Genomic DNA, 7,762 nt, shown 5'->3' on the forward strand with positions numbered 1-7,762 from the left:
GAACGACCCCGGAACGAACAGCACCGGCGGCCCCGAGCCTTCTTCCACATAGTCTATCAAGGGCATGTTTGCTCTCCCGCCGGCGACATCCGCGCCGCAAGTTCCGCGCCGATACGCAAGGTTTCCGCGACCAGCAGTTCGAGGTCCTCGCGTCGCGTCCGGTGGTTGGTGATCGCCACTCTCAGGCAGTGCTGCCCATGCACCGTAGTGTCGGAGAGGGCGGCGATGCCCTCTTCCTGCAGCCGCAGCATGATCTCGGTGTTGAGCGCCTTCAGCTGCTCGCCGGACAGGCCGCCTCCCCGATGGCGGAAACAGACGATGTTGATGGTGACAGGCGCCGTCAGTTCGAGTGCCGGCTCGGCCGCGATGAGGCCGGCCAGATAGCGGCCTTGGGCGATGTTCTGGTCGATCAGGCGGCCGAACTTCTCGACGCCATGCTCCTTCAGCGCCATCCACACCTTGAGCGCGCGAAAGCCGCGCGACGTCTGCAGGCCGTAATCATGCAGCCATTGCCCGGAGGCGAGGCCGCGCGGCGCCGATTCCAGATATTCCGGCGTAACCGCGAAAGTGCCCCGATGCGCCGCGGCATCGCGAACCAGCGCGCAACCGGCCTCGAATGGCGCATGCAGCCATTTGTGCGGATCGAGCGCGATCGAATGCGCCTGCTCGATCCCGGCGACCAGCGATGCGTTCCCCGGCGCGATCGCGATCAAAGCGCCGATGCAGCCATCGACATGGAACCAGAGGTCCTCTTCCGCCGCCAGCACCGCCAACGCCCGCAGATCGTCGATCGCGCCGGTGTTGACGGTGCCGGCCGTGCCGATGACGCAGGCCGGCTTGAAGCCGGCGGCGCGATCCTCGGATATCGCCGCACGCAGCGCCGCGAGATCGATGCGCAGCCCGGCATCCGTCGGGATGCGGCGCAGCGCGTGATTGCCGAGGCCGAGTGCTTCCATCGCCTTGCGATGGCAGGAATGGACCTGGTCCGAGGCGTAGAAGCGCAGCGGCATCGGAATGGCGGCAACGCCATGCTCGCGCACGTCGATGCCGGCCTTGATGTTGCGCGCCACGGTGAGCCCGATGATGTTGGCCATCGAGCCGCCGCTGACAAGCGTGCCGCTGGCCGAGGCCGGAAAGCCCACCATCTCCTTGCACCAGTCGACCACCTGGCTGTCCATCAGCCCGGCGGCATGGTTGCCGCCGCCGAGATTGGAGCCCTGGATCGCCGCCAGGAAATCGCCGAGCGCGCCGGTGAAGTTGCTGGACCCCATGTACCAGGCCCAGAACCGCGGATGGATGTTGCCCATCGGATAGGCCATGACGTTGCGGGCGACATCGCCATAGACGTCGGCAAGCGGCGATGGCGTGCGCGGCAAGGGCGCCGTGAAGAAGGTCCGCACCTCGGCCGGCATCTCCTGCCATACCGGGCGCTCGCGGACATCACGCAGATAGCCCATGGCATCGTCCATGATGCGGTGCGAAAGGGCCTTCACATCGGCCCAGTCCGGCGGATCGAGAGTCTCGTCCGCGGCCATGCTTGTTGACGCTTCCCCCAAACTGTCCATTTGCCCCTCTCTCACATCTTGTGGCGCCGCCATCGAGGGCGGCGGCGCCACGAGTCTGTCGTCAGGCGTCGAACTGGCAGCTTGGCGTCGAACGCGAGAGCGCCATCTCCTCGGCATCCATCTCGGTCTCGATGCCGTCGAACAGCGGCGTCGACATATAGCGCTCGCCGGTGTCGGGCAGCATGCACAGGATCACCGAGCCGGCGGCAGCAGTGCCCGCGATCTGGCGCGCCACGGCAAAGGTGGCGCCTCCGGAAATGCCGGTGAAGATGCCCTCCTGCTGCGCCAGCGCCTTCGCCCATTTGATGCCTTCCGGACCGGGGATCGGCACCACCTGGTCATAGAAGCGCTTGTCGATCGCTTCCTGCAGCACATTCGGGATGAAGTCCGGCGTCCAGCCCTGGATCGGATGCGGCTCAAAGGCCGGATGGCTGGCATCCGGCGCCCCGCCGGCGCCGCGCTGCTGCGCCTTGCCGCTGCCGACCAGCTGGGCGTTGGCAGGCTCGGCGAGCACTATTTTGACATCCGGCCGCTCCCGGCGGAGCACCCGGCCGACGCCGGTCACCGTGCCGCCGGTGCCGTAGCCGGTCACCAGATAGTCGAGCCGCGAGCCCGCGAAGTCGTTGATGATCTCGCGCGCCGTGGTCGCCTCGTGGATGGCGGCGTTGGCTTCGGTCTCGAACTGGCGGGCGAGGAACCAGCCATTGGCCTCGGCCAGCTCGGCCGCCTTCTTGTACATGCCAAAGCCCTTCTCGGCACGCGGCGTCAGCACCACCTTGGCGCCCAGCATGCGCATCAGCTTGCGGCGTTCGACGGAAAAGCTGTCGGCCATCGTCACCACCAGCGGGTAGCCCTTTTGCGCGCAGACCATGGCGAGCCCGATGCCGGTGTTGCCGCTGGTCGCCTCGACCACGGTCTGGCCCGGCTTCAGCGCGCCGCTGCGCTCGCCTTCCTCGATGATGTTGAGCGCCAGCCGGTCCTTGACCGATGCGGCCGGATTGAAGAATTCGGCCTTCGCATAGATCGTCGCATGGCCTGGGCCGAGATTGTTGATGCGGATGACCGGCGTATCGCCGACCGTGTCGAGAATGCTGTCGAACAACCGGCCGCGCCCGGCCGTGGTTCTGATCTTCAACTGCTGCAACATGTCTGGTCTCCTCTTGGTCCTCACGATCCGGTTACAAACCGGAGGGCTTGGCGGCGAGGTTTCGAGACCTTGCCGCGTTAGGTTGCTCGACGTGCCTTCATTTCGGCAACGGCTGCATCCGGCCGGAATGTCCGCTGCCGGTGCGCCTTGTCGGGTTTGGTGATAGAACATGGAGCAACTGGTCAGCGTGGGAGCGAGCGTGGAAACGCACGTGGAATCCGCCCGAGCGAGCCTGAAAAGCACTGCCGCCGGCCTTTCCGTGCGGCTGCTCGGACAGCTGGCTATTTGGCGCGACGACATGCCAGTGGCGCTGCCGGCGTCGCGCAAGCTGCGTGCATTGCTTGCCTATCTGGCGCTTGCGCCGCACCCGGTCGGACGCAGCCGCCTGTGCGAGCTTTTGTGGGATGTGCCGAACGATCCGCGCGGCGAGCTACGCTGGTGCCTCAGCAAGCTGCGCGGCGCGCTCGACGAGCCGGGCCGGCGCCGGATCGAGACCGAAGGCGACACCGTCGCGCTTCGTCTTGCCGGACTTGGCATCGATGCCGTGGAAGCCGCCACGGCGGTCGCCGAAGGCATCGAGAGCCTTGGCCTCGAGCGGCTGAGGACGCTTTCCCACCTTTTCACCGGCGATTTCCTCGACGGGCTGGAACTCGACCGCAGCCCGCATTTCAACAGCTGGCTGACGGCGCAGCGCCGTCGTTTCAGGTCATGCCATGTCGCCATACTGGAGCATCTGATCGGGCTGCTTCCGGCCGAATCCGACGAGGCAGGCGCCTATATCGACAAATGGCTGGAACTCGCCCCTTTCGACAGTCGCGCTCATCTTGCGCTGCTGGAAAACAGCGCGCGGCGTGGCCAGATCGGCGCGTGCGAGGAGCATCTGGCTACCGCCGCGCGGCTCTTCGAGTCAGAGGAGCTGGATTTCGCCCCCCTGCGCGAGGCATGGCAGGAAATAAGATACCGTCAGTCCAGCGCGACGCCACCCGTGCGATCCGTGCCGGCGTTTGCAGTGCCCCAGGCACCGGTCGCTCCGGCCGAGCCCGAGACATCGGCGACACGCCGCGCCTCGCTCGCAGTCATGCCGTTCGTCGAGCACGCCGGCACCGCGGATTTTCGTGGTGGGCTGGCCGACGGCTTGACCCATGACATCATCACCCGCCTGGCCAAGCTCAGGGATTTCTTCGTCATCGCCCGCGGCTCGGTCTTTGCGCTGGCGGAGAAGGACATCTCGCCCGAGGATGCAGGGCGCAGGCTGAATGTCGACTACGTCGCGACCGGCTCCGTCCGCAGCCTGTCGGGCAGGGTGATCGTCGCCGTCGAACTGGTCGAGGTGCGCACCGCACGCATTGTCTGGGCCGAGACGTTCGAGCACCGGCCGGACGATATCTTTGTCGTGCTGGACGATATCGGCAACAGCATCGTGTCCTCCATCGCGGCGGAGGTCACCACTGTCGAGCGCAACCGCGCGATGCTGAAGGCGCCCAATTCGCTCAACGCCTGGGAGGCCTACCATCGCGGCCTCTGGCACATGTACCGCTTTACCCGGACCGAAAACGAGCTGGCCCACCAGTTCTTCGACATGGCGCTGAAGCAGGACCCGACCTTTGCCCGCGCCTATGCCGGCCTCTCTTTCACCCACTGGCAGAACGCCTTCCAGCGCTGGGGCGACCGCGACCACGAAGCTGCGCTTGCCTTCGAAACCGCCGGACAAAGTCTTCTGGTCGACGAACACAATCCGGCGGCGCATTGGGCCATGGGCCGGGCGCTGTGGCTGCGCGGCGAACGCGACGGCTCTCTGCTCGAGCTGGAGCGGGCCGTTGATCTCAGCCCGAATTTCGCGCTCGGCCACTACGCGCTGTCCTTCGTGCACTCCCAGTCGGGTGATCCGCGATCGGCGATCGGCTCGTCCGATCATTCGCGCCATCTCAGCCCCTTCGACCCGCTGCTGTTCGGCATGATGGGCGCCCGCGCCATGGCCCATGCCCGCCTTGGAGAGTTCGCCGAGGCCTCGGAATGGGCGCTGAAGGCGGCGGCCCGCCCCAACGCCCACATCATCATCCTGGCGATCGCCGCGCATTGCCTGGCGCTGGCCGGCCGGCAGGACGAGGCGCGCACTTTCGCCGCCGCCATCCGCAAGACCCTGCCGGACTATCGTGCCGACGACTTCATCGCCACCTTCCGTTTCGACCGGGACGCCGAAGCCATGTTCCGGCACGGCGCCAGGCGCATCGGCCTGAATTGATCTTCTGAAATCCGGCCCGCGCGGTGCCGCCACGGCCTACCGCAAAAGCGGCCCGCCCGCCTTCCGCCACGCGTCGATGCCGCCCTGGATATGGCGGGCGTTGGCGATGCCGACGTCCTGTGCCGCCTGCACCGCCATCGCCGAGCGTTCGCCGAAGGCGCAGTAGAACAAAAGCTGCTTGCTGGTCGATCGAGCCAACTCATTGAGCATGCCGCCGGCGGCGATGTTCTCCTGCAGCCTGGGATAGGGCAGATGGATGGCGCCCGGGATGACGCCATGCCGCTCCCGCTCGGCGCTCTCGCGCAGATCGATCAAAGCCACGTCCGGCCTGCCGACAATCGCCAGCGCCTCGTCCGCCGTGACAGACCAGCCGCGCCCGGCGATCTCGTCCTGATGCAGCCCGACCTTCATGTTGGCCGGCACGGCGACGTCCATCATCTTCGGGTTGGCGAGCTTGAGGTTGTTCATGATCTCGACATACTCGTCCACCGACTTCACCTGCAGGCGCGGGTTGAAGGCTTTCTCCTCTGCGATGGTCGAGACCGTCTCGCCCTTGTAGTCATGCGCCGGGAAGATCAGCGTCTCGTCGGGAAGCTTGAGCAGGCGGCCGAAGATCGATTCGTACTGCTGGCGCGGATCGCCGTTCTGGAAGTCGGTGCGGCCGGTGCCGCGGATGAGCAGCGTGTCACCGGTGAACACCCGGTCCGGCAGGATGAAGCTGTAGGAATCGTCGGTATGCCCGGGCGTGTAGATGACATCGAGCGCCAGCCCCTCGATGGCCAGCTTGTCGCCGTCGGCGAGCCGCATCGACACCACGTCGGCCTTGGTCTGCTCGCCCATCACCGTGACGCAATGCGTCCGGTCGCGCAGCGCGCCGAGGCCGGTGATGTGGTCGGCATGCAGATGCGTGTCCACCGCCTTGACCAGCTTGAGGTCGAGCTCGTTGACGAGCTGCAGATAGCGCTCGACCTTCTCCAGCACCGGATCGATGATCAGCGCCTCGCCGCCCCGGCGACTGGCCAGCAGGTAGGAGTAGGTCCCCGATACGGAATCGAAGAGCTGTCGGAAAATCATCCCTGCACCTCCCGTCCGCGGCGCGATCCGCCGCCGCAGGGATCATACTAGGGCACGGTGGCGGTGCCTGCCAGCCGTACCAAGGTGCGGCCTCGCACCCTGGGTCGCGCCCGCAATCTCGAACCCGCGGCTACCGCCGCAGCACGGCGCTCAGCACGTCGCGGATGCCGATCGCGCCGACGAAGCGCGACTGCTCGTCGAACAGCGCCACCGGCGCCGTTTGCGAGCGGTGCATGGCCAGCATCACCGTCTTCAGCGACGTGCCAGGTGTCGCCCAGAAGACCTGCGACGTCTCCTCCGGCTGCCGCTCGACATCGGCACAGGAGACCCACACCGCAGGCTTGCCGTCGCGCTCGGCGGCCGACACCAGCCCGTGATCGTCGATCTTGAAGCGCGTCGTCTTGCGCCGGTCGAGCCACACCCAGCCGTCCTCGCCGTGGTCGAGGTCGCGGCGGTCGCGCATGACGTTCCAGGCGGTCAGCACCGACAGCGGATTCACGTTGGCGATGAAGTCGCGGACATAGTCGTTGGCAGGCCTGAGCACGATGTCTTCCGGCGCGCCGGTCTGCACGATGCGCCCGCCTTCCATGATGGTGATGTGGCTGCCGATCTTCAGCGCCTCCTCGAGGTCGTGGCTGACGAAGATGATGGTCTTCTTCAGCTCCGCCTGCAGCTGCAGCAACTCGTCCTGCAGCTTGGTGCGGATCAGCGGATCGAGCGCCGAGAACGGCTCGTCCATCAACAGGATCGGCGCCTCGGTGGCGAAGGCCCGCGCCAGGCCGACGCGCTGCTGCATGCCGCCGGAGAGCTCATGCGCGTATTTCTTCGACCACTGGTCGAGATGGACGAGCTCGAGCTGCTTCTTCACGCGCGCCTTGCGTTCGGCTTCCGGCACGCCGGCAAGCTCGAGGCCGAAGCCGACATTCTCTTCCACCGTGCGCCAGGGCAAGAGACCGAATTGCTGGAACACCATCGCCACTTGCTTCTGGCGCAGGCGCCTGAGCGTCGCCTCGTCGCAGGTGACGACATCGACCGTGCGGTCGCCGTCCTTGACCAGGACCTGGCCGCGCGAGACCACGTTGAGCCGGTTGACGGCTCTGAGCAGGGTCGACTTGCCGGAGCCCGACAGGCCCATCAGCACGGAAATCTCGCCCTCGTGCACGGTCAGGCTGGCGCCTGCGCAGCCCAGCACGTTGCCGGTCTTCTCGAGGATCTCCGCGCGGCTCGCGCCGCTGTCGATCAACGCCAACGAACCGGCCTGATCGGCGCCGAAGACGATATCGACATCCTTGAAATCAACGGCGACGGTCATTTCTTGCCTCCAACGCCGATACGCGTCATCCGGTCGAGCACGATGGCCAGCACGACGATGGCGAGGCCGGCTTCAAGCCCGAGATCGATGCGGCGCGAGCCGAGCGCGCGGTTGATTTCCGTGCCGAGGCCGCCGGCGCCGATCAGCGCGGCGAACACCACCATCGACAGCGACAGCATGATCGACTGCGTCAGTCCCGCCATGATGGTGGGCAGCGCCGAGGGCAGCTCGACCTTCCACAGAAGCTGGCTCTTGGTGGCGCCGAACGCCTCGCCGGCCTCGATGATCGCCTTTGGCACCGAGACGACGCCGAGATGGGTGAGCCGCACCGCGGTCGGGATGACGAAGATGATTGTGACGATGAGGCCAGGCGCATTGCCGAGGCCGAACAGGGTCAGCACCGGGATCAGGTAAACGAAGGT

General features: G+C 66.4%; 6 protein-coding genes. 1 reads left to right on the forward strand and 5 read right to left on the reverse strand.

From position 1 onward, the window contains the following. Window positions 1-56: 56 nt before the first annotated feature. Together EN738_RS26695 and EN738_RS26700 are read right to left on the reverse strand one after the other, a co-directional pair. Window positions 57-1,565, reverse strand: a complete 1,509-nt coding sequence (locus EN738_RS26695; protein WP_127286311.1) for an aspartate aminotransferase family protein — start codon at window positions 1,563-1,565, stop codon at window positions 57-59. 61 nt (window positions 1,566-1,626) lie between these two features. Continuing rightward, window positions 1,627-2,712, reverse strand: coding sequence for a pyridoxal-phosphate dependent enzyme (locus EN738_RS26700; protein WP_127286312.1), 1,086 nt, complete (start codon window positions 2,710-2,712; stop codon window positions 1,627-1,629). A 298-nt stretch (window positions 2,713-3,010) separates the two neighbouring features. Here EN738_RS26700 and EN738_RS26705 point away from each other — a divergent pair, with 298 nt between their 5' ends. Continuing rightward, entirely contained in the window at window positions 3,011-4,954 is a 1,944-nt protein-coding gene (locus EN738_RS26705; protein WP_245494717.1) for a transcriptional regulator, read from the forward strand. Between the two features lie 36 nt (window positions 4,955-4,990). On the opposite strand, the gene EN738_RS26710 is transcribed toward EN738_RS26705, so the two are convergent. The 3 genes from EN738_RS26710 to EN738_RS26720 all read right to left on the reverse strand — a co-directional run. Beyond that, the gene (locus EN738_RS26710; protein ID WP_127286314.1) at window positions 4,991-6,028 is read right to left on the reverse strand and encodes an MBL fold metallo-hydrolase; all 1,038 of its coding nucleotides are present in this window, start codon (window positions 6,026-6,028) and stop codon (window positions 4,991-4,993) included. Window positions 6,029-6,158: 130 nt separating this feature from the next. Further along, a complete protein-coding gene (gene choV, locus EN738_RS26715; protein WP_127286315.1) occupies window positions 6,159-7,340 on the reverse strand; it encodes a choline ABC transporter ATP-binding protein in 1,182 nt (393 codons plus the stop codon). Then, the coding region (locus EN738_RS26720) for an ABC transporter permease subunit (protein ID WP_127286316.1) at window positions 7,337-7,762 on the reverse strand (426 nt) is incomplete at its 5' end. The genes choV and EN738_RS26720, both read right to left, overlap by 4 nt.

It is taken from the genome of Mesorhizobium sp. M4B.F.Ca.ET.017.02.2.1 (genome assembly GCF_003998955.1).
Taxonomy (GTDB): domain Bacteria; phylum Pseudomonadota; class Alphaproteobacteria; order Rhizobiales; family Rhizobiaceae; genus Mesorhizobium; species Mesorhizobium abyssinicae.

Coding starts and splice junctions, on each gene's coding strand:
- EN738_RS26695 (WP_127286311.1), bottom strand. CDS start 1,565: ATGGACAGTTTGGGGGAAGCGTCAACAAGCATGGCCGCGGACGAGACT.
- EN738_RS26700 (WP_127286312.1), bottom strand. CDS start 2,712: ATGTTGCAGCAGTTGAAGATCAGAACCACGGCCGGGCGCGGCCGGTTG.
- EN738_RS26705 (WP_245494717.1), top strand. CDS start 3,011: ATGCCAGTGGCGCTGCCGGCGTCGCGCAAGCTGCGTGCATTGCTTGCC.
- EN738_RS26710 (WP_127286314.1), bottom strand. CDS start 6,028: ATGATTTTCCGACAGCTCTTCGATTCCGTATCGGGGACCTACTCCTAC.
- choV (WP_127286315.1), bottom strand. CDS start 7,340: ATGACCGTCGCCGTTGATTTCAAGGATGTCGATATCGTCTTCGGCGCC.